The sequence below is a fragment of the Mucilaginibacter sp. JRF genome (genome assembly GCF_015223065.1).
Classification (GTDB): domain Bacteria; phylum Bacteroidota; class Bacteroidia; order Sphingobacteriales; family Sphingobacteriaceae; genus Mucilaginibacter.
In genome coordinates this window covers 555,063-573,494 of sequence record NZ_JADFBY010000003.1, presented here as the reverse complement: position 1 = coordinate 573,494, position 18,432 = coordinate 555,063, and the positions used below count along the sequence as shown (strand labels likewise).

Genomic DNA, 18,432 nt, shown 5'->3' with positions numbered 1-18,432 from the left:
ACTTTTGGCGCGGCGTCCGTCTATAGCTATAAATAACACAATATAACCATGAAGAAATTAATAATGATGGTGGCTTTGGTTGCCGCAACATATGGCACTTTCGCTCAAACTGTTGATCTGCGCCGCAAGGTAGAAGTTAACGGCACTGCCGAAAAAGAGGTTACGCCCGATATAATCAATGTATCTATATCTCTAAAGGAATATATGGATGGCAAGAAGAAGATAAGCATCAGCGAACTGGAAAAGCAATTGGAGGGTGCGGTATCAGCTGCCGGTATACCTAAAGAGGATTTTACCGTTAACAATGTATCCGGCTGGAACAACGCCACCGAGAAAAAGAAAAACCCCGACTTTTTAGCCAGCAAACAATATGGCATCCGCGTACGCGATCTGAATAAATATAACCAACTGTTAAGCAAGGTTGACCCGAAAGGCATTCAGTACACCAACATTACCAGCTACGATTATTCAAAGATGCCCGAGCTGAAAAAGGAATTGAAACTACAGGCCTTACTTGCCGCCAAAGAAAAGGCTAACTATTTAGTAACAGCTTTAGGCGATAAATTGGGCAAGGTGCTAAGCATATCCGAAAATGATGGCGGCGGTAGTGTATACCCGCAAGCACGTATGTATTCAAACGTAGCGATGAGAAGCGCGGTAGCCGATGCCCCGGAATCTGATATTGATTTCCAAAAGATCAAACTTAGCTTTCAGGTGAATGCGGTGTTTGAAATTCAATAATATTTAAAAAAAGCGATCGATAAAACAAAGGCGGCATCCTGATCAGGAGCCGCCTTTGTTGTTATGGAATAAAGTGTCAGTTTTAATTACAATTCCTCATCATGCTGGCTCACGTCAAGGCCGATAGCTTCTTCCTCCGGAGTAACGCGCAGTTTTGAGATCAGGTCGGTCACCTTCAGCAGGATCAATGAACCCACGAAAGCGAATATCGATACCCCGATCAAAGCGATCAGGTGCTTGGTGAACAACGAAGTCTCGCCATAGAACAAACCGTTACCGGTCGTATTACCACCATTCACGTTCACATGGGCGAAGATACCGGTCATCAGCATACCTACCATACCACCCACTCCGTGGCATGGGAATACATCTAAGGTATCATCAATGCTTGTCTTAGTTCTCCAGATCACCACCAGGTTACTTACCACCGCGGCAACGATACCCACGATCAGTGAGTGCGGGATAGTTACGAAACCAGCCGCAGGGGTGATAGCCACCAGACCAACCACCGCGCCGATACAAGCACCAACTACCGAAGGTTTTTTGCCACGCAGCATATCAAAGAATATCCAGGCGATAGCCGCTGCCGCTGAAGCGGTAGTAGTAGTACCCAAAGCGGTTGCCGCTAACGGGTTAGCGCCCAATGCCGAACCGGCATTGAAACCGAACCAGCCGAACCACAGTAAACCGGTACCTAAAAGTACATAGCTGATACGTGCAGGGGCGTGTGCCTTATCGGTACGTTGTTTTAGGTAGATAGCTGAGGCCAAAGCTGCCCAGCCTGCCGACATGTGTACCACGGTACCACCGGCAAAGTCTAATACGCCCAGTTGAAAGAAGTAACCATCCGGGTGCCAGGTAGCGTGTGCTAAAGGCGCGTAGATGAATATCATGAACAAACAAAGGAAGATCACATAAGAGTTAAAGCGGATACGTTCGGCAAAGGCACCGGTGATCAGCGCCGGGGTAATTACCGCGAACTTTAACTGGAACATGGCGAACAGTACCAATGGAATGGTAGGTGCCAGCGGCCAGGTGTCATTACCCAGCATGCCCTTCATCATGAAGAAGGTAGAAGGGTCGCCCAGGAAGCCGCCGAACATGTCTTTACCGAAGGCCAGGCTGAAGCCGAACACCACCCACAGGATGGTGATGATGCCCATACAGACAAAGCTCTGCATCATGGTAGAGAGTACGTTCTTTTTGCTTACCATACCGCCATAAAAGAAGGCCAGGCCGGGGGTCATGATCAGTACCAGCGCGGTACTAACGAGTAGCCAGGCGGTGTCGCCGCTGTCGATCTTGCTGTCGGCGATCGTGGTCACCTCTACTGACGGATAGATCAGTGCCAGCACTACTACTACCACCAGCAGTAAAAAGGGTAGGATTTTTTTCATCTTGTGTTTTTAGTTAGGGTTAATTGTGCTTGTTTTTAGAAAAATTAAAAATTTATTCGATAATATGTCTGAGTTTTCAGGTTAATAATAGTTAATAACAAAATATTTTGATTTAAAAATTGATTTTGTTTTAGCTAATGTAATAAAACAATCATTTTATTGAAAATATTTTATAAAATATCTTAAATAATTCTGCTTTGTATAAATATCGCTTAAAATATTGCTATATAATTGCTCTTTTTTTGATGTGATCTTATCAAATCAGGATAGAATATAATTTATTTATCCTTTACCGGTACTGTTAATAATGTACTATTCGCAATGGCTGCGTTATTTAAAATTGTATACATTTGGTTTTTAACCTGAATTATGAAAAATATCATTCTACCCTTACTTGTATTATTAGCAGTGAACACATTTGCGCAAAAGCAAAAACCCATAGTACTATACCCCGATGGAGCGCCCGGCGCAAAGCCCGCCCCAAAAACCTATGCGGAAAGAATACAAGACGGCAGCTGGATATTTAAAGTGACCGAACCAACCCTTACGCCTTACCTACCCGCGGCGGGCACGGCTAATGGTACAGCGGTGATTGTATTGCCGGGTGGTGGTTACGCGGGCCTGGCATCAATACATGAGGGGGATGCCATAGCTAAGGAGTTTAATAAGATAGGCGTTACGGCATTTTTGCTGAAATATCGCCTACCGAGCGATACCATCATGACCGATAAAACGATCGGTCCGTTACAGGATGTGCAACGCGCCGTGCAAATGGTGCGCGAGCGCGCGGCAGAGTGGAAAATAAAAACTGACCGTGTAGGCATCATCGGCTTTTCGGCTGGTGGGCATTTGGCATCAACAGGTATTACGCATTTTCAAAAAGCGGTTATCCCCAATAAAAACAATACCAACCTACGCCCCGATTTTGGGATGCTTATATACCCGGTGATCAGTTTTGGAGAATATACTCACCAGGGCTCAAAGGATAACTTGATAGGCAAAAACCCATCGCCGGAGCTGGTTAAAGGGTTCAGCAACGAATTTCAGGTAACACCACAAACGCCGCCAACATTTCTGGCACATGCTGAGGATGATATGGTAGTGCCGGTACAAAATGCTCTGTTATTTTACAATGCCTTACTCACCAATAAAGTAAAGGCCGAAATGCACCTTTACCCCGCCGGCGGCCACGGCTTTGGCTTGGTAAACCCAACCACCAAAGAGCTTTGGTTCAGCAGCCTCACCAACTGGATGGCAGCTAATGGATGGCTTAGTAAGTAAGTGGTTAATAGTGAATGGTGAGTGGTTAGTGGTCAATTGTAAATGGTCAGAATTGTGGAATGAATAGTTAATGATTCAACAAAACATTATTTACCAATATCTTTCGTAGCACAACACTCACTATTCACCACTCACTACTGACCTCTCACCACTCACTATTCCACTATCCTCAGTAGTTCATTCAGCTCGGCTACTTTATCGGCGGAGCCTAAATGCTCGTAGGCGCTGATGAGGTTGCGGAGTACGCGCTTAATAATGTCGGTGTTTGAGCAGGGTTCGTAAAATTGCTTATCGGGGGCAAGTTTCAGTTGCTTCAAAAACATATCCACATCGCGGCGACCGAACACCATACCTTTATTAAAGGCATTAATATAGAACAGTATGCCGCTTTCAAATTCGCTTTGCAGGCCTTCATCTAAATAAGCCAATATAAAATGCTGTGGTAGGTTTACGCCGTACACCGGTATATCCAGCTTTTGGGCTACTATGGAGTAGATGATGGCAAGCGATATCTGGTTGCCCTTTTTGGTTTCGAGTACCTGGTTAATGTAGCTGTTTTGCGGGTCCTGATGATTAGTGGTATTGCCGCTAAAGCCATATATATTGTAGAATACGTGGTTTATCAGTTTAACCTGCTCCACCGGGCTGCCCTCATTCATCATTTGCAGCCATATGTCGCGCTTAATGGCCTCTATCTGGTTGATCACCTTTTGCTCATCCAGATCAGGGTATTGGTATCGATTAATAACCAATATGCCTTGCAGCAGATCGAATGCGCCGCTTTGTATCCATAATTTCAGATCATTCTTTAACGCGCCGAACTGTATCTCATGCACCAAATTGGCAATACGCTCCTGTAATAAAGGATCAAAAGCTTCGGTAAACGCGGCTTCAAGGTGCTCAATGGCGCCTCCGCCTAAAGTAAGTAGTTTATCATGCACATGCTCAAATATCTCCTGATCGGGATCGTCGAGCAGTTTTATCAGTGAGTTTATTTCTGCGGTATTTAACATGCTTATCAGTAAAGTATCACTATTTATCTATTTTTACAACCATGTTCAACATCAGGTTTGCTGCCGACTATCTGCGGCATCGTTTTAGGGCAAAAACCCGCCACGGCATCCACTCGCCTTTCGTGTACAAGTTGGTTGATGAAGTAATATACGATTTTGCGCCCAAAAAAGTGTACACCGATATAGAGCAGGTACGCAAACATTTACTCGCCGATGACCGGACAATCACCGTTACCGACCTTGGCGCAGGCTCGCATGTTAACAACAATAAACAAAAGCACATTAGCCAGATAGCCAAAAATGCGCTTAAGCCGCCCAGGCTGGCACAGTTGCTGTATCGCCTTGCGGCATTCACTAACCCGCAAAGCATTATTGAGCTGGGTACCTGCCTGGGGGTTACCACCCTGTACCTGCAACAAGCCGCGCCAAAAGCTAAAGTATATACGTTAGAGGGTTGCCCGCAAACTGCGGCTGTGGCTGGGCAGCAATTCGCCGGGCAGGAGCTTAATGATATTGCGCTTACCGTTGGTAATTTTGATGACACACTTTACAGTATCATAAACAGCCTGCCAAAGCTGGATCTGGTATATGTAGATGGCAATCACCAAAAAGAGGCCACCTTACGATACTTTGAATGGTGCCTGCCCTATGTGCACGAAGACTCTTTGTTGATATTTGATGATATATACTGGAGCGAAGGCATGAAAGAAGCGTGGGCACAAATAAAGGCACACCCGCAGGTAACTGCCACTGTCGATTTGTTTTGGATAGGGCTGGTATACTTTAAAAAAGGACAGGCTAAAGAAGATTTTTTAGTGAAGTTTTAACCTAATCCTTATTTTGAAAGCAGAGGAAGATCTGCGCATCCGCATAAAAAAAAGACCCGGTGAAATGATCACCGGGTCTTTTTTTTATACCAATAAGGCATATAAGCCTTATTTTATTTTAGTGTATATTATTTTAAGCTGAACCTTGTAAGGTGAGTTTTTACCTACCAATACGGTACGTGCCGTTGGGTAAGCCGTAGCCGAAATACTCGGTGTTGAACTTGTTGAGCTTGTAGCCTCATTATCGGCTGCTATGTAAGTGCCATAATCTTTTACCTTGCCAGTTACAAGGTTTTGCAGGTATGAGGTTAACAAAAACCTGTACTCATTTTTTACCGGGATCGAATAATATCCGCCAAACAGCAAGCTAAAGTTTGCCGTTCCATTTACCATATCCTCAATATAAGTACGCTGACGTGCAAGGTCCGACTTATACATGGTAAGCTTTGGCAATGGTGCGTACGGCGTTAAGGTGCCCGCTTTAGGTGCTATAACCAGCTCAGCACGGTTAATGATGATATCCTTCGGCAATGTTTCGGTTAGCTTATCAAAGTTAACCTTTACACGCAGGCCGCCCATACCTTGCAGGTAAGCAGTTGTGTTGCTTGATGTAGTGTTGGCAAGCGCTGCCTTTACATTATCGCTGTAAGTATGCTTTATCTCGTTAATATAACGGCTTATAGGTAAGCCTATAATGGCGGTATCAGTAGTTGAATTTTCAGTAACTCTTACATAAATGGCCAATGAATCGCTTGACGAACCTAAAGTAAGTATACCTCCTGACCCGGTAGTGCCGGCTGGGTCAAGTTTCACATAAAAGCCCTTAGCTAAATTTTGGAATGCCAAATTTGATTGCGCTGCTTGTGTTGATGTGATCCAGCTGTATGCCAGTTCCGGATCAAGTTTAACACGTATCTGCGGCACCACTCTTATTGCGGTATCAGGTCCGCCATCAACTATCGAAGTAATTCTAATACTATCATGCGGGCGAGCCAAAAAAGTTTTTGTACCAAGCAGTATGTTAGAATGTGTCCACGTTTTACTGTTGTAGTAAGAAACACTCATCGGTTTTTCACTAAGCTGATAAACATCCAGTTTATAATTGGATGTTAGTGAATCACCATAAAAGCCGGATGTTGCATACTTAAGCATTAATACGGCCGAGTCGATCCTGATCTCTCCGGTAGGCTTTGTATAAGCAGTACCGCCGGGTAAATTAATATCAGTAGCAAGGGCTGATTCAGTAAGCCCAAGCTCGGCATCATTAAAATATGCCAAAGTTGAACGTCCAAGATCTGATACGATCACCGAATCCTCGGGTACGGTATTCAGGGTGATATTGGTATCAACCACAAGCGTTCCGCTTATCTGGTTGTTTTCATCAACATCTAAACCAACACCATCAGGGTTCTTACAACTATTTAAAATAAAAAGACTTATCAACAGGGTTAATAAGTCTAATCTGAAAAATCTCATATGTTAAAATATCTTATCCAACTTTATACAACCTGTGCCAATTCCTCATCAGCAATTTCGTCGTAAAAATTGTAATAATTTTCCACATCCGAGGTGGAATTATAATCTAAAACCGGTTTCCCGCTGTTTTTAACACTATTTAACACTTCTTCATCAATATTTTCGGCTGCAAGCACCACTCCATCCGAGTAGTGAATAGCGCCGGCATAAAGTGCTGAACTGGTGGCCGGTTTGTAAACCTCGGTGTGTGCCTCGGTCATACCGTTCATTACAGCCTTTTGCGCAAAGTCGGCATTAAGCTGGCCAGCAAAATCATTCTCGTAAATTGAGTATACCAGTTTAGAGTTTTTAAAGGTCGGATCGTCCTTGTAAGTAGTTTTCAGGTAAGCCGGTACCAAAGCGCTCATCCAGCCGTGGCAGTGGATCATGTCAGGCGCCCAGCCAAGTTTTTTAACGGTTTCAAGCGCGCCCTTGCAAAAGAAGATCATGCGCTCATCGTTATCGGCGTAAAATTTGCCATCCTTGTCGGTAAATACGTGCTTTCGCTGAAAATACTCTTCGTTATCAAGAAAATATACCTGCATACGTGCTGAAGGTATTGAAGCCACCTTAATGATCAACGGATTGTCGTTGTCGTTAATAATGATGTTCATGCCCGATAAACGGATCACTTCATGTAGTCGGTTCCTGCGCTCATTGATATTGCCAAAGCGAGGCATCAGGATACGGATCTCGTAACCTTTGTCCTGCATTGCTTGCGGCAAATTACGTACTATTTCAGAAATTTTTGTGAGTTCAAGGAAAGGTGACATTTCATGAGCTATAAACAAAAGCTTAGATTTACCCATCTCTATTAATTTGTATTTAGTAAGTTAAGACGTCAAAAAAAATTTTGAGAGTACAAATATAGGTATATTATATGAACTATCAATGAATTGCGCAATTTAAGTTTGGATATTTTTAATTAATTACTCATTTTCGCCGGATTTTTTAAGCACTTTAACGCATTGAAAAATTTCACCACCAAACAACAAATAAGGCAGCATTTACAGCCTTTGCGTAAAGACGGCGCTACCATAGGTTTTGTACCCACCATGGGCGCCCTGCACCAGGGGCACCTATCATTAATTGCCCGTGCCAAACAGGAGTGCGACATGGTAGTTTGCAGCATTTTTGTGAACCCTACGCAGTTTAACGATCCTAAAGACCTCGAGAAATACCCCCGCCCTATTGAGGCCGATATTCAAAAACTGGAGCAAGCCGGTTGCGATGTATTGTTTAACCCCGATGTTAACGAAATTTATGCCGGCAATGAGCAATGGCATTTAGATATTGGCGAGCTGGAGCGCCTGTTAGAAGGGGCTTTCAGACCGGGGCACTATCAGGGTGTTACCCAGGTTGTTTTTAAGCTGTTTGATATTGTTGAGCCCGACAAGGCATTCTTCGGCCAAAAGGATTTTCAGCAGGTTATGGTGATCAACTGCATGATAGAGCTGCTGAAGCTGCCCGTTACATTAGTGATGTGCCCTATCGAACGCGAAAGCGACGGCCTGGCCATGAGCTCGCGCAATGTGCATTTAACAGTGGATGACCGCCGGCATGCGCTGATACTTTCGCGCACCTTACAACAGGTAAAGGATGGCATTAACACAACCGATATAGCCACACTAAAACAACAGGCCGAAGCCGCTATAAGCAGCGAACCGGGTGTTGAGCTTGATTATTTTGAACTGGTTGATGGCAATACGCTGCATGCGGCCAATCAAAACACGGCTTATGTTGTTGCATTGGTAGCGGCCAAAGTGGGCAATACACGCTTGATTGACAATATGATAGTGCGTTAAAGCAACATCAATACAGTGTAAATAAATATTGCCTGCTTAACTATTAAACATTTACTATAAACCAAATTACTAACTTTGCGCCATGATTATTGAGGTGTTAAAATCCAAAATTCACCGGGTAAAGGTTACACAAGCCGAGCTGAACTATGTAGGCAGCATTACCATTGATGAGGATTTGATGGATGCGGCAAACATAATTGCCAACGAGAAAGTGCAGATAGTGAACAACAACAACGGCGCACGCTTTGAAACCTACGTTATACGTGGCGAACGCGGCACCGGCACCATATGCCTAAACGGCGCCACCGCGCGCCTGGCCCAGGTGGGCGATATTGTGATCATTATGAGCTATGGTTACATGGAGCGCGAAGAAGCTAAGGTATACGAGCCTATACTTGTTTTCCCGGATACGGATAATAAGCTGATCAAGTAAATAGCCTATTAATACCATTATATTAGCATAAAAGGGAGTATACTAACTCCCTTTTATGCTTGATAATATTTGCTGCTGCATTGTGGTACTTTGCTCAGCCTGGCCTACATAGTTTTTCATTTCTAAACGGCCTTCGTATATTTTACCTTTTAAAACCTGGTGCGTACCGTTACGAATAATGGCTATCGCTATTGAGGGATGCTGGGTGTTCTTACCAAAATATTCATCCCATATGCCATCAATATTATCTTCGGTTATTTCAACGCCATCTATGGCTTTGAATACGTCACCATTCTTTACACCAAGCGCGTTCTTCTCTACATCGGTAAACATAATGCTCTTGGTTGCCTCATCATACTTTAACGGCGTTTTGCCGGGGTAGTATACCGGAATACTTTTGGTTGGGGCATATTCGTAACCCAGCTTGTTAAAATATTCAGCGAAAGGCAGCGGGTTAGCGCCAACAATATATTTATCCATAAATACCTTAACATCCGGATGGGCGGCGGCCACAAACTCGGCAATAAAGGCATTGTCATCAAATGGTTTGCTTGGGCCATATTTTTTGGTTAGCGATGTAATAACGCTCCGCAGATCTTTTTGTCCGTTGGTTTTTTCTCTGATGTCGATATCCAGTAAAAACGCTATCAGCGCGCCTTTGCTATATACGCTGCTATATTTCTTCTGAAAAGCATCTTCCATTACACGCTTACTCATTTCCGTCATCGAGAAGTTGCCGAACTCCTCGGCGCTGTTTATCTTTTTACGCATCTCCTCAAAAAACTCTTTCTCGGTAATGGTTTTGTTTTGCAGCTGCACCAGGTTCGAGAAGTACTCGGTAACCCCTTCGTACAACCACAGGTGCTGCGACATTTGCGGGTACGAGAAATTGAAATTCTCTATCTCGTTACTGTGCAGGTTAAGCGGCGTAAGTATGTGCAAAAACTCGTGCGATGAAACCTCGTTGATCATCGAGATCAGTCGTTTTTCAAAAGCGATCTCGGGCAGGTAGTAAAGCGACGAATAGTTATGCTCCAATGCCCCGAAGCCACCCTCGCCTTTATCACGATCGGTCAATCCCTTACCCGATTCCTCAAAATAATACAGAAACTGGTACGATGGTACAGGCAGCCCGTTAAAGAATTTATCTAATCCGCCGGCCAGTGGTTTTAAATACTCGGCTACCTGCGCGCTTTTCACCTTGCCCGTGGCCGAATAAACCGAAACATTAACCTTAGTTTTACCAATGTTGAATGATGTGGTATCAGGCTTGGCATATATCACCGGGTTATCGGCCAGGTAAACATAGTTTTTAGCTTTAATAACGTCCTTACCCGGCGCGGAGCGGTCAACATCAAGGTGGGTGGCGGCGTAAAAATCGTCGGGTTTGCTAACCGTTATCTCAAATGGTAGTTGTGCATCATCCTCAAAATAGCCAAAAAAGGCATGGTTGTTCATTACTACGTTCACACCGGCCTCAATATTACTACCACCGGGCTGAAAAATAAAATCGTCGTGCTTGCTGTCCCAGGTATCGCTCACCTTGTATTTGATAACGGCAAGCTGCGCGGCGTTCTTAATTACGAACTGGTTTTTGCCTTGCTTGGTAACCTTTACCGGTTTTCCGTCTTTATCAAAGGCTTGCAGATCGTTAATGAACCGGCCAAAATCCTTACGGGCGTACGAGCCGGGTATAGCTTTAGGGAAGGCGAAAATAACGTCGGTTTTTTTGAGCTGAGGTGTTTTAAGGGTTACCTCAACCTGGTCGTTTTTGATGTTGAGCAGATCGACACTGTACTCATACTTGTTTTGCGCGAAGGCGCCTGCTGCCATGCCGGCAAGCATTGATAAGGTTAGGATGGCTTTCATGAAAAATTTAAAAAATACGGTACCAAAACTAATAATATTATAATAGCCTGCAAGTGTTGAGCAATCAAAATTTGACGATCGTGAAATTCTTGCACTTATGGAATTTCACTGCCAATAAATATATTAGCGGCATGAAAACTAAACCTTTGATCGGCATTGCCGGTGGCATTTTTGTGTTAGCGGTATTGGCCTTTGTTTTTTGGCCATCCAAAAAAAACATGGCCGGTAATGATAATATTGCCTACGTTTCGTTCTTAGCCAACTTTAATGATAAGCTAACTAAAGGCGAAACCGACTCAGCACTTACCTTTTTTGATGAAAATTTGCGCAACGTACCACAGGTATTGCAGGTGCTTAACACGCTTATGGGCAAAGCCAGCTCAACAGGCGGCCAACAAGTATTGGTTAAGTCAACCCTTGTAATTGAAAGTGCAAAGTTCGACGATTTAAATACCCCTTCAGTTTCGGTAAGTATACCTGTTACTTTAAATAGTAAGGGATTTTCAAATAACACATCTACATTGGTATTAAGCCTTCGCAAGCAGGAGGGCAAACTGCATATTGTTAAGATGGATGCCAGCAATTACCTGGCCGATTGCCTGGTGTACGAAAACCTGATCAGAACCAAAACCCTGTCTGACGAGGATATATACTCACCCATCACACTCGAAGCCTTTAAAAAGAGCAAAATACTTAGAAACACTTACGATACGGTAATGTGGTTCACGCACTACAATAAGCAAACCTATTTTCAGGTAGGTTATGGCAAATGGAATACGGATGATGAGGACTCATACAATAAGATGGGACTTGTAGGCCCTGATATGAAGGAGATCATACCCGTTCAGTACGATTTGATACATGGTTTCAACACCACCTTAAATGGTTTTATTGAGGTTGAAAAAGATAAAAAGAAAGGCCTGTACAACCTGAGCGGTAAGTTAGTGGTGCCTGTTGAGTACGATCGTATCTTTCCGGTACAAACTGATAGCACGCTGGCCATATTGCAACAAGGCGACAAGTTTTTCAGCTTTACCAAAAGCTTTGAAATAGCGCCCGCGCCCGATGTTAAATTTACCGATATACTGGCGAAGCTCCCGATATTTAATCGACAGGAGATAAAAGCAGCCGACCCGGATAATATAACCGAGATGAACTCTCGCCATTACCATCAGTCCGTCTATATTGCTCCATCGTATCTGGTTGATCTTAATCTGCACAAACGCATACTTCAATTTAAAAATCCGCTGCGAAAAAATGTAGAGATGTATGATTATAGTGATAAGTACATTGTTTCGGCACCGCAAAAAACGGCTGAAAATGCCGATAATGCTTTATCTGCCTTGATTTATACTATCCGCGATTATTACCAGGGTGGCCGTTCTGAATTTTATGATGAAAAGAACGCCATCGTAACTGATGCTGTAAACAACAAGCTATATAATGCCGGGCTGATTGATAACTATTTGTATGAAGAATTTGAAACCCCAAAAGCCGAATGCAAAGACCTTGATCTGAAAATGCTGACCGACTCTTTGGTCGAGATAAAATACTCAGCCTACGTTGGTATAGACGCGAGCGATACCGATACTTTATTTGAAGCGCCGGTTTATCAGTACTTTAAAATTAAAGATGATAAAATGGAAGCGATAGAGAAGGGAAGAATGTTTGCCTGTGCCAGTTTAGTTAAAATGAACGACTCCTATTTGCAAGGCTGTTATAGCTATGCCAGCAAAAAAGGAACAATTCAAACTGATTATTTGAAAACCAGCTATCTTAAATATATCATTAATGAAATATACGCCTCGCATAATTACAAATTTAAGGATGCGAAAATGAACGAATTTTTTTCATATCATATTTATGACTTTGATCCTAAATATACTGATGTTGAAAGCAAACTCACCGAGATAGAAAAATACAATATTGCCTGGCTTAAGCAAAAGCTTGCCGCTAAACCGGCAAATAACGCATTGGCGGCAAAATAGGCATGTACACGTTTTTAAGGATATTCGCATTGTTTTGGATAGTGGCGCTTTGCGCGGGCACTATACAATACCTGTCGTTTAAGCCCGATGTTGATTTTTTAAAGCTTAAGCAGGCCGCCGTGCAAACAGGGTATTATCTGCCTGCCTTTTACAGCCATATTTTTGCCAGTAGCATAATATTGCTGGCAGGCTTTTTCCAATTCTCAAAAAGGGTATACAATAACCGCCCGCTGCACAGGGCACTGGGCAAGGTGTACATACTGGGTATACTATTGTTTGCCGCGCCGGGAGCGTACGTTATGTCGTTCTTTATAAACAGGGGCGCGGGCGTGTTCATATCATTCATGCTGCAAAACACTTTGTGGATAGTGTTTACCATAGCCGCCTGGGTGAAAATTAAAAAGGGCGATGTGCAGGGCCACGTTAATATGATGCGCCGTAGCTACGCGCTGGCCTTCGCGGCGGTTATGCTGCGTTTGTATATATGGCTGCTTAGCGTGGCGGGCATGGGCGTGCAGTTTGAAAACAATTATCTCATCATCGCTTTTTTAAGCTGGGTGCCTAATTTAGCGGTGGCTGAACTCATCAATTTCAGAGCTAAAACAGCTGTACTAACAATGGTTAATAAAGACCATTAAAATTTTACAAAAATCCCCGCAATTTAATGCAATAAGTTCTATCTTTGCACCCCGACGCTGAAGTCGGTTTTATCCTCGCTTTCAGCGCATAGGAAACAGTCCGTAAGTCCAGTCTAAATGGATGAAGGCTATAACTTTAACTTTTTGAATTAAAAAAGCCCTATGCCCAAAAATACTTCCATCAAATCGGTATTAATTATTGGTTCAGGCCCTATCATTATAGGCCAGGCCTGCGAGTTTGATTACTCAGGCTCACAAGCTGCACTTTCTTTAAAAGAGGAAGGCATTTCGGTAACTATCATTAACAGCAACCCCGCCACTATCATGACGGATAAGGTTATTGCTGATAATGTGTACCTGCTGCCGCTAACCTGCGAAAGCATCGAACAAATTTTACAGGAGCAGCAAATTGACGCCGTACTGCCTACCATGGGTGGCCAAACCGCGCTAAACCTTTGTATAAATGCCGACGAGCAGGGCATCTGGGAAAAATACGGTGTTAAGATAATTGGTGTTGATATTGCCGCTATCGAAAAAACCGAAAACCGCGAAGCCTTCCGCCAGCTGATGGTTGATATTGGCGTAGGTGTTGCTACCTCAAAAATTGCCAACTCATTTTTAGAAGGTAAAGAAGCCGCGCAGGAAATTGGTTTCCCGCTGGTAATTCGCCCAAGCTATACGCTGGGTGGTAAAGGCGCAGGCTTTGTACATAAAAAGGAAGAATTTGACGCCGCCCTTAGCCGTGGCCTGCAAGCATCACCAACCCACGAGGTACTGGTTGAGCAAGCGGTTTTAGGCTGGAAAGAATATGAGCTGGAGCTGCTGCGCGATAGCCGCGACAACGTGATCATCATCTGTTCTATCGAGAACTTTGACCCGATGGGCATCCACACCGGCGACTCAATAACCGTGGCCCCTGCCATGACGCTGAGCGACCGTTGCTACCAGGAAATGCGTAACCAGGCCATCAAGATGATGCGCGCCATTGGTAACTTTGCCGGCGGCTGTAACGTACAATTCTCGGTTAACCCGGCCAATGAGGAGATCATCGCCATCGAGATCAACCCGCGTGTATCACGTTCATCGGCCCTGGCATCAAAAGCTACCGGTTACCCTATCGCTAAAATTGCCGCTAAACTGGCAATTGGCTATAACCTGGATGAAATAGAAAATCAGATCACCAAAACCACTTCGGCCTACTTTGAGCCAACGCTGGATTACGTGATCGTGAAGATACCTCGCTGGAACTTTGATAAATTTAAGGGCGCTAACCGCGAGTTAGGTCTGCAAATGAAATCGGTAGGTGAGGTAATGGGCATTGGCCGTACCTTTATCGAGGCGCTGCAAAAGGCTTGTCAGAGCTTGGAGATTGGTCGTGCCGGTTTAGGTGCTGATGGTCGCCAGAGCCGCAACCTTGAAGAAATTATGCACAGCCTTGAGCACCCAAGCTGGGACAGGCTGTTCCATATATACGATGCCTTGAGCCTTGGCGTGCCTATCGAATCGGTACGTAAAGCTACCAAGATCGACCGCTGGTTCCTGAACCAGATACAAGAGGTGGTGAGCATGGAGAATGAGCTTCGCCGTTATTCACTGAATAATATTCCTGAAGACTTCCTGTTCACCCTGAAACAAAAAGGTTTTTCTGACGCGCAAATTGCTTACGTGCTTACCAACACAACTGAAGAAGATGTGTACCAGCGCCGCAAGCAACTGGGTATACGCCGCGTATACAAAATGGTTGATACCTGTGCTGCCGAGTTCCCTGCAAAAACACCTTACTATTACTCAACCTACGAGGGCGAAAACGAATCAATAGTAAGCGACAGGAAAAAAATAATAGTATTAGGCTCAGGCCCTAACCGTATTGGCCAGGGTATTGAGTTTGATTATAGCTGTGTGCATGGTCTGCTTGCAGCCAAAGAATCCGGTTTTGAGGCTATCATGGTTAACTGTAACCCTGAAACCGTATCAACCGACTTTAACATGGCCGATAAGCTGTACTTTGAGCCTGTATTCTGGGAGCACGTACGCGAGATCATCGACCTGGAGCAACCTTACGGTGTAGTGGTTCAACTGGGCGGCCAAACAGCCCTTAAAATGGCTGAGAAGCTGCATGAGCACGGCATCCGCATCATCGGTACTTCATTTGATAATATGGATATCGCTGAGGATCGCGGCCGTTTCTCTGACATGCTGAAAGATCTTGAAATCCCGTATCCAAAATATGGTGTTGCCGAAAGTGCTGAAGAAGCGCTTGAAGTAGCCCACCATGTAGGTTATCCTGTACTGGTACGCCCAAGCTACGTATTAGGCGGCCAGGGCATGAGCATTGTGATAAACGATGAAGACCTGGAAAAAGCGGTAGTAAGTTTACTGAAGAACCTGCCGGGTAACCGTGTACTGATCGACCATTTCCTTGACCGTGCCGCTGAGGCCGAGTCAGACTCTATAAGCGATGGTGAGGATGTACACATTATTGGTTTGATGGAGCACATTGAGCCTGCCGGTATCCACTCAGGCGACTCATACGCGGTATTGCCTCCGTTTGATCTGTCAGACAATGTAATCAAACAAATGGAAGACTATACCGAAAAGCTGGCCAAAGCGCTTAACGTGCGTGGCTTACTTAACATACAGTTTGCCATTAAGGATGAAAAAGTATATGTGATAGAGGCTAACCCGCGCGCATCACGTACCGTACCATTCATAGCCAAGGCTTATGATGTACCTTACATCAACATAGCAGCCAAGGTAATGATGGGTGTTAACAAGCTTAAAGACTTTACCATTGTACGTAAACCAAAAGGCTACGCTATCAAAGAGCCGGTGTTCTCGTACGATAAATTCCCTGAAGTGGCTAAGGAGCTTGGCCCTGAAATGAAGTCGACAGGTGAGGCGATACGCTTTATTCCTGACCTGCAAGACCCATACTTCAGGCATTTGTATAAAGAGAAATCAATGTACCTAAGTAAATAAAAAGCTGATTTTCTCTGATTGTAGAACTTGTTCTTTAATTAATGGATCATAAGTTATTAATGCTCAAAAACGTGGATCGCGAGGATCTGGAAGACGTTTTAGTGAAAATAGAAAGATCGTTCGGCGTACAGTTTACGCCGAATGATCTTCAAAAAATTCATACCATTGGCGATTTGTGCAACACGGTTCACAGCAAACTAAAGCTTGAACATAATGATGTTTGCACTACACAGCATGCCTTTTATATGCTGCGCAACGCCATAACCACCTCAACTACTATTGACAGGTGCGCCATCAATACCAACACGTGCCTTAAGGATGTTTTCCCCGAGGAGGAACGCCTGCAACTTGTGGCCGATATGGAGCATGAGATGGGCTTACGCTTAAATGTTTTGCAACCAAAGCAAAGCGTTATATGGGGCCTGATAGTATTGTTCATCCTATCTGTAGCCGCTTTTTACTTTAACTGGCAAGCAGGTGTTGTTGGCTTAGCCGCTTTTGCCGCCGGATCATTTATGGCTAAAAAACGGGGCAAGCAACTAACTGTTAAAACAGTTGGCCAGCTGGCCGAAAAGATAGCCCGCGAGCATTACCTCAAATGCCGCCGCGATGCCGCCACCGTTAACCGTAAAGAGGTAAATCAAAAGATACGCGAGCTGTTTCAGCACGATTTGGATCTGGACGCTTCAGTATTGAAATCAAACGCGTCATTTAACTGATCTTTAATTTTAGATCACAGATAGTCCATGTTTTGGGAGTTAGCATCCCAAAAACATGGACTTTTTTTTATTTATATTACAACTTGATCAAATACTTAATCAAAGCATCGCTATTACTTAATACAAAATTGCCTATATTTAAAACAGTAATTTAAAAGAAGTAATAATCTAAACTTATCATTTTATGAAAAAAGCTCTACTAACTTTAGTATTAGTATTTGGTGTATTTTTTTACAGCTTCGCTCAAGCTGACAAAATCGTAAAACATTCAGGCGAAACTGTTGAGGCCAACGTAATTCGCGTTGCCGAATTCACTGTTATTTTTAAGTATGTTAATGAGGATGCCGAGCAGGTTGTAAGCAAATACGCTATCGAAAAAATTGTTTATGGCAAAAGCGGCCGTACCGAAAAGCTTACTGACAAAATTGTTGTGGCCGGCAAAAACGACTGGGAAAAGGTGATTGTATTGGAAGACAAAAGCGAGATTGCAGGCCTTAGTAAAGGTGGCGACATTAAAGGTAAAACAGCTTTCATCAACTTCCATACCGGTAGCTCAAGCGAAAAATCAGCAGAGAAAAAATTAAAGCAAGCCGCTGCTGAGCTGGGTTGTCCATTTGTATTGATAACTTTTGAAAAAGCGACCAACGTGGCTAATGGCGGCCTTGGTGGCAATCAGGATATTAAAAAGGGTATAGCTTACAAGTATATGTAACATCAGCTGACCCGATAAAAAAAGACCGCTATTAGGCGGTCTTTTTTTATTTATACACCATCAATCCCTTAACCTCAAAGTTGATAGCATCACTCATTTTTGATGTGGTGCTGTAGCTTACGGTATCGCCTGCAAAATGCTGGTGATCATCGGCCGTGAACTCGCGCTTGGCTACGCCGCTTATTATTACCACACGCCCTTTAATTTGCGATGGCAGGGTAACATTAAAATCTCTGAAATGGGCATAGATGGGTACGCCCTTGCCTGTGCTTATTACAAACCAGCCACCCTTTTCGTCGGTAACACGTTCAACAGTGCCTTTAACTACAGTGGTTATACGCTTCTTTTTACCCATCAGATCGCGCAGTTTGGTTGCTTCTACAGAGTTAGCCGTATCAGCCTTAGTACCGAATACCATGCCATGCGGCAAAGCTGTTTGCTGAGCGAATGCTGTCGAGGTAATACTAAAAAATATGATCGGGAGTAATAAACGCCATGCTTTCATGCCCTTAATA

Annotated in this window: 16 protein-coding genes; 10 read left to right on the top strand and 6 right to left on the bottom strand. The window is 43.9% G+C overall.

From position 1 onward, the window contains the following. Positions 1 to 48 precede the first annotated feature (48 nt). Positions 49 to 741, top strand: a complete 693-nt coding sequence (locus tag IM792_RS11280; protein ID WP_194101947.1) for an SIMPL domain-containing protein — start codon at positions 49 to 51, stop codon at positions 739 to 741. A gap of 86 nt (positions 742 to 827) precedes the next feature. On the opposite strand, the gene IM792_RS11275 is transcribed toward IM792_RS11280, so the two are convergent. Next, positions 828 to 2,138, bottom strand: coding sequence for an ammonium transporter (locus tag IM792_RS11275; protein WP_194101946.1), 1,311 nt, complete (start codon positions 2,136 to 2,138; stop codon positions 828 to 830). A gap of 369 nt (positions 2,139 to 2,507) precedes the next feature. Between IM792_RS11275 and IM792_RS11270 the strand changes: the two genes are divergently transcribed. Continuing rightward, positions 2,508 to 3,419, top strand: a complete 912-nt coding sequence (locus IM792_RS11270) for an alpha/beta hydrolase (protein ID WP_194101945.1) — start codon at positions 2,508 to 2,510, stop codon at positions 3,417 to 3,419. Positions 3,420 to 3,574: 155 nt separating this feature from the next. Here IM792_RS11270 and IM792_RS11265 read toward each other — a convergent pair whose 3' ends face one another. Next, a complete protein-coding gene (locus IM792_RS11265; protein WP_194101944.1) occupies positions 3,575 to 4,432 on the bottom strand; it encodes a transglutaminase-like domain-containing protein in 858 nt (285 codons plus the stop codon). 41 nt (positions 4,433 to 4,473) lie between these two features. Between IM792_RS11265 and IM792_RS11260 the strand changes: the two genes are divergently transcribed. Further along, positions 4,474 to 5,259 (top strand): class I SAM-dependent methyltransferase, encoded by a 786-nt coding sequence (locus IM792_RS11260; RefSeq protein ID WP_194101943.1) that lies wholly within the window; start codon positions 4,474 to 4,476, stop codon positions 5,257 to 5,259. Positions 5,260 to 5,367: 108 nt separating this feature from the next. On the opposite strand, the gene IM792_RS11255 is transcribed toward IM792_RS11260, so the two are convergent. Together IM792_RS11255 and IM792_RS11250 are read right to left on the bottom strand one after the other, a co-directional pair. Then, entirely contained in the window at positions 5,368 to 6,735 is a 1,368-nt protein-coding gene (locus tag IM792_RS11255; RefSeq protein WP_194101942.1) for a DUF4270 family protein, read from the bottom strand. A gap of 23 nt (positions 6,736 to 6,758) precedes the next feature. After that, positions 6,759 to 7,583: a glycogen/starch synthase gene (locus IM792_RS11250; RefSeq protein ID WP_194101941.1), complete on the bottom strand. Its 825-nt coding sequence runs from the start codon at positions 7,581 to 7,583 to the stop codon at positions 6,759 to 6,761. A 159-nt stretch (positions 7,584 to 7,742) separates the two neighbouring features. Between IM792_RS11250 and panC the strand changes: the two genes are divergently transcribed. Both panC and panD read left to right on the top strand, forming a co-directional pair. After that, positions 7,743 to 8,579, top strand: coding sequence for a pantoate--beta-alanine ligase (panC, locus tag IM792_RS11245; RefSeq protein ID WP_194101940.1), 837 nt, complete (start codon positions 7,743 to 7,745; stop codon positions 8,577 to 8,579). 82 nt (positions 8,580 to 8,661) lie between these two features. Next, positions 8,662 to 9,012: an aspartate 1-decarboxylase gene (panD, locus tag IM792_RS11240; protein WP_194101939.1), complete on the top strand. Its 351-nt coding sequence runs from the start codon at positions 8,662 to 8,664 to the stop codon at positions 9,010 to 9,012. A gap of 42 nt (positions 9,013 to 9,054) precedes the next feature. Here panD and IM792_RS11235 read toward each other — a convergent pair whose 3' ends face one another. Then, positions 9,055 to 10,881, bottom strand: coding sequence for a peptidase M61 (locus IM792_RS11235; RefSeq protein WP_194101938.1), 1,827 nt, complete (start codon positions 10,879 to 10,881; stop codon positions 9,055 to 9,057). A gap of 131 nt (positions 10,882 to 11,012) precedes the next feature. On the opposite strand from IM792_RS11235, the gene IM792_RS11230 reads away from it, so the two are divergent. The 5 genes from IM792_RS11230 to IM792_RS11210 all read left to right on the top strand — a co-directional run bounded on the left by IM792_RS11230 (position 11,013) and on the right by IM792_RS11210 (position 17,917). Next, on the top strand, positions 11,013 to 12,869 hold the full coding sequence (locus IM792_RS11230) for a WG repeat-containing protein (protein ID WP_194101937.1): 1,857 nt from the start codon (positions 11,013 to 11,015) through the stop codon (positions 12,867 to 12,869). A gap of 2 nt (positions 12,870 to 12,871) precedes the next feature. Beyond that, positions 12,872 to 13,507, top strand: coding sequence for a DUF2306 domain-containing protein (locus IM792_RS11225; RefSeq protein ID WP_194101936.1), 636 nt, complete (start codon positions 12,872 to 12,874; stop codon positions 13,505 to 13,507). Between the two features lie 162 nt (positions 13,508 to 13,669). Beyond that, positions 13,670 to 16,486, top strand: a complete 2,817-nt coding sequence (gene carB, locus IM792_RS11220) for a carbamoyl-phosphate synthase large subunit (protein WP_194101935.1) — start codon at positions 13,670 to 13,672, stop codon at positions 16,484 to 16,486. Between the two features lie 41 nt (positions 16,487 to 16,527). Continuing rightward, positions 16,528 to 17,205 (top strand): YrzE family protein, encoded by a 678-nt coding sequence (locus IM792_RS11215; RefSeq protein ID WP_194101934.1) that lies wholly within the window; start codon positions 16,528 to 16,530, stop codon positions 17,203 to 17,205. Positions 17,206 to 17,389: 184 nt separating this feature from the next. Continuing rightward, entirely contained in the window at positions 17,390 to 17,917 is a 528-nt protein-coding gene (locus tag IM792_RS11210; protein ID WP_194101933.1) for a hypothetical protein, read from the top strand. Between the two features lie 46 nt (positions 17,918 to 17,963). Here IM792_RS11210 and IM792_RS11205 read toward each other — a convergent pair whose 3' ends face one another. Continuing rightward, positions 17,964 to 18,422 carry a DUF4920 domain-containing protein gene (locus tag IM792_RS11205; RefSeq protein WP_194101932.1) on the bottom strand — a complete coding sequence of 153 codons (459 nt, stop codon included), beginning with the start codon at positions 18,420 to 18,422 and terminating at the stop codon, positions 17,964 to 17,966. Positions 18,423 to 18,432 lie beyond the last annotated feature (10 nt).

Excerpts from the sequence above, each read along its gene's own strand:
- IM792_RS11270 (WP_194101945.1), top strand. The coding sequence starts at position 2,508 with ATGAAAAATATCATTCTACCCTTACTTGTATTATTAGCAGTGAACACA.
- IM792_RS11230 (WP_194101937.1), top strand. The coding sequence starts at position 11,013 with ATGAAAACTAAACCTTTGATCGGCATTGCCGGTGGCATTTTTGTGTTA.
- panD (WP_194101939.1), top strand. The coding sequence starts at position 8,662 with ATGATTATTGAGGTGTTAAAATCCAAAATTCACCGGGTAAAGGTTACA.
- IM792_RS11205 (WP_194101932.1), bottom strand. The coding sequence starts at position 18,422 with ATGAAAGCATGGCGTTTATTACTCCCGATCATATTTTTTAGTATTACC.
- IM792_RS11250 (WP_194101941.1), bottom strand. The coding sequence starts at position 7,583 with ATGGGTAAATCTAAGCTTTTGTTTATAGCTCATGAAATGTCACCTTTC.
- carB (WP_194101935.1), top strand. The coding sequence starts at position 13,670 with ATGCCCAAAAATACTTCCATCAAATCGGTATTAATTATTGGTTCAGGC.
- IM792_RS11275 (WP_194101946.1), bottom strand. The coding sequence starts at position 2,138 with ATGAAAAAAATCCTACCCTTTTTACTGCTGGTGGTAGTAGTAGTGCTG.
- IM792_RS11280 (WP_194101947.1), top strand. The coding sequence starts at position 49 with ATGAAGAAATTAATAATGATGGTGGCTTTGGTTGCCGCAACATATGGC.
- IM792_RS11225 (WP_194101936.1), top strand. The coding sequence starts at position 12,872 with ATGTACACGTTTTTAAGGATATTCGCATTGTTTTGGATAGTGGCGCTT.
- IM792_RS11210 (WP_194101933.1), top strand. The coding sequence starts at position 17,390 with ATGAAAAAAGCTCTACTAACTTTAGTATTAGTATTTGGTGTATTTTTT.
- IM792_RS11235 (WP_194101938.1), bottom strand. The coding sequence starts at position 10,881 with ATGAAAGCCATCCTAACCTTATCAATGCTTGCCGGCATGGCAGCAGGC.
- IM792_RS11265 (WP_194101944.1), bottom strand. The coding sequence starts at position 4,432 with ATGTTAAATACCGCAGAAATAAACTCACTGATAAAACTGCTCGACGAT.
- IM792_RS11260 (WP_194101943.1), top strand. The coding sequence starts at position 4,474 with ATGTTCAACATCAGGTTTGCTGCCGACTATCTGCGGCATCGTTTTAGG.
- IM792_RS11215 (WP_194101934.1), top strand. The coding sequence starts at position 16,528 with ATGGATCATAAGTTATTAATGCTCAAAAACGTGGATCGCGAGGATCTG.
- IM792_RS11255 (WP_194101942.1), bottom strand. The coding sequence starts at position 6,735 with ATGAGATTTTTCAGATTAGACTTATTAACCCTGTTGATAAGTCTTTTT.